At 33.0% G+C, this 3,059-nt stretch carries 2 protein-coding genes and 1 pseudogene; 1 reads left to right on the top strand and 2 read right to left on the bottom strand.

What is annotated here, in order from left to right; translation table 11 throughout:
• Nucleotides 1–141 (top strand): annotated as a pseudogene (locus tag Cyrtocomes_RS05750) (transposase); the annotation flags it as partial.
• 216 nt (nt 142–357) lie between these two features.
• Here Cyrtocomes_RS05750 and Cyrtocomes_RS05745 read toward each other — a convergent pair.
• Nucleotides 358–2,694: a pentapeptide repeat-containing protein gene (locus Cyrtocomes_RS05745; protein ID WP_322498234.1), complete on the bottom strand. Its 2,337-nt coding sequence runs from the start codon at nt 2,692–2,694 to the stop codon at nt 358–360.
• A gap of 9 nt (nt 2,695–2,703) precedes the next feature.
• Nucleotides 2,704–3,059 (bottom strand): hypothetical protein (locus Cyrtocomes_RS05740; protein ID WP_322498233.1); only part of this gene is annotated, 356 nt, incomplete at its 5' end.

Raw genomic sequence — 3,059 nt, 5'->3', positions numbered from 1 at the left:
AGTTAACCCCCGGCCAATTTGTGGTGATGGATAATGCTAGTTTCCATAAATCTCAGAAGACAAGAGCATTAATTGAATCTGTTGGCTGTAAACTAATATTTTTCATATTCACCAGATATGAACCCTATTGAGAAATTCTGGGCTAAGAGATGGATTAAACAACAAATTGAGCGTTGTAATGTGTTGCATCAGGCAATTAATACATTTTTTAGTTGATCGTAATTCAACTGCTTTTACTATATATAGTTCAAAGCCTCTTTAGCATGACATTTTCGCTTAATACACACATGACTATTATTATCAATTATTAATTGATTTTTTGCTTTTCTTTTTTTGCAACATAGAATTATAGCGAAATTATAAGGCCGCACCACTACGCGTATTATTATTTTGATCTCGACTCACCTCTTTTTCAGCCCATGAAGCATCATTACCTAATTTATTTCTTACAATATTAGTAATGGCACTATCATCATTTCCAAATACAAACCTTAGCACCCTCCCACCCCGTATCTGCGAAATAGAAGAAACAATCTCTTGTGCAATTTGCACATAACGCTCTGATAGGTCTATAGCACCATCCTTTCCTAATATCATTCCGCAATTTTCACTGAGCCCATTTTTTAGTTCAGCAAACACTTTTGTCACCTCAGCATCTGAAAGCGAAACATTTTGTTCTTTCATAATATTTAGCATGCACGACCTCATAGCTAAATATTTCATACAAAAGTTAAGATCTTTTCCAGATTGTATGCTCATCATACATGAATCTGTGAAAAACTTCTGAGAGTCAGGTGTATATTCTTGTCTGAGCTTAATTGGTCCAATTTCCACCTGCTCATATCTCTCATTAAATAAGTCATTAACGGCTTTTTGCAACTCATTAGGCATATTCATAAAAGAAGCGTTTAAGGATTTTGCTATATCACCTTTTTCCATTAATAAATTAGTATGAATAAAATAGGATATATCGCGTATTAATGCACTACTATCTAAATACTGATCAGAAACTCCATTTACTACTAATGCATTTTTCAATTGCCATCCCCTTATACCTACCAACCCTTCAAGAGCCTCAAATTTAGCATTATCAAGATTTGCATTAGTTAATATAAGCCCATCAGTATTTGCATTAGAAAAATCAGCACCTGATAAATCTAGGCCACTTAAATCAAACCCCTTAAGGTTCCCAATAAATATCACACCCCTTAAATCAAGCGTATCCCCATTTCTAATATGTTCAAGTATAAACCTCAACGTTAACCCATTTATCACTGCTCCCCTAAAACTTGCGCAATCCAACCTTGCATTATTAAAATTTGTATCAATAAGTATCGAACCATCAAATTTTGCAAAAGTTAAATTTGCTCTAGAAAAATTAACTCCTGTTATGTTAAGTTTTGAAAAATCCAGATTACTTAGATTATATGCATGAAGATTAGTATTCTTTAGTAATAAATATAAATGCATACCATCTCTATCAGATTCTTTACCCAGAACCTCTCTTGCATGGTTTTCGCCCAATTTTTCTTCAGAATAAAATCGCTCTCTAAAGTCAGAGAGCATTCTACTAACTATATTAGCGCCTACCGTAGGTAGGCCAAAATCTTGCGCAGTTTTATATAACGCTCCAATACGCGGATCAACATGATTGAGCATCTTTGGCATAAATCCTTGCGAATCTACTACACCACCTTCCCTTCTTTTTGCTTCGTTTGTAGATAATCCCTCTATATAGTTTATAAGGAATTTTTTATCTCCCAACAAAAGATAATTAAGTGATTTTATAATTATTTCTTGAATTGCTTTATGAGGATTATCAGCATCTTTTTTATATTCTTCTTCATCCTCCATTATAGTTGATATTATAGATTGATATAATGATGTAAGCTCAAGATAACCGCTATTAATCAGTTCCTTTGTAGCATCTGGATGAAGAAATGCATTTACTAATTCATGCATCACGTACCCTGCCCCCCTCTCCTTTTCCAGATCTGCTATTGCTTCTGGAATAGAAAAATATACTATACCGTTTCTATCAATTTTTGAATATCCCATAATATCCAACAAAATCTGAAATTTGCCTTCTTTATCTTTTAAAAGCTCTGGTACAATCTTGGCAAAAACAGCAGCCATCTTCTTTTCCGGAATATTATGCAACCATTTATTATTTTGCCCAACGTTGTTAATGTGCTCAAGTAAATTAAATGTATTTCCAACCACCAACCTAATTTTATCCTGACAGCCTATAAGACCCTCTGGTAAAGTTTCAAGACCACCACACATGCATATTGCGGAAAATACATCACTTGCAGATAATATTCCATAAATTCTATGCTGCTCTTCTATTGTTAATTTTTTCCCTTTTTTAATATCAGATAGTAAACTACTAATTAATATATTCTCCTTATCTTTAGCGAGCCCTTCTATAAGAAGGTGCCTTGGATAATTTGTTGTGAGTAATTCACATATATAGGATGAGATCTCTTCAAGAACTCCTTCTTTACTAAAATGCTGGATTATGGCATCTGTCGTATCACTATTTGCAACTTTTAATGCATTTCCTATAATTGGATAAACATACTCATAGTTATTTTTTTTATAGCCTTCTAGTATATCTTTAAGATCATTCTTATCGATTGTATAAGTACTAGTTAACTCCTCAACATAGCGCATCGCTTCTTCGATCTGCAAAATACCTACTTAAAACATATCTTCCATTGCAACCATATCTTTCCTCTCTTTATCTGTCATAGATAAAATTTCAAGAGCTCTAATTAATAACGACACCTCATTCTTTTTAATAGCAGTTTGCAAATCTAGATTTGCTTCATATGCAATCTGTTTATCTTTAATTAAATTTCTTAATTCGGATAATAAGACTTCTTCTGGATTTTTAAAAAAATCAATAGCTAACTGAAATGCTAATTTAGGCTCTAATTCAATGGCACCCTGTATGCTAGGCACTGTTAACAAAGGTTTTGCCAAATAATGGAAAAGATGCAATATTATATTGGAGGCGATAAATATGGTATTTAGATGGATAAAAGGTTGTTTCC

Source organism: Candidatus Cyrtobacter comes, assembly GCF_034470605.1.
Lineage (GTDB): Bacteria > Pseudomonadota > Alphaproteobacteria > Rickettsiales > Midichloriaceae > Cyrtobacter > Cyrtobacter comes.
This window is presented reverse-complemented; position numbering and strand designations above follow the sequence as displayed.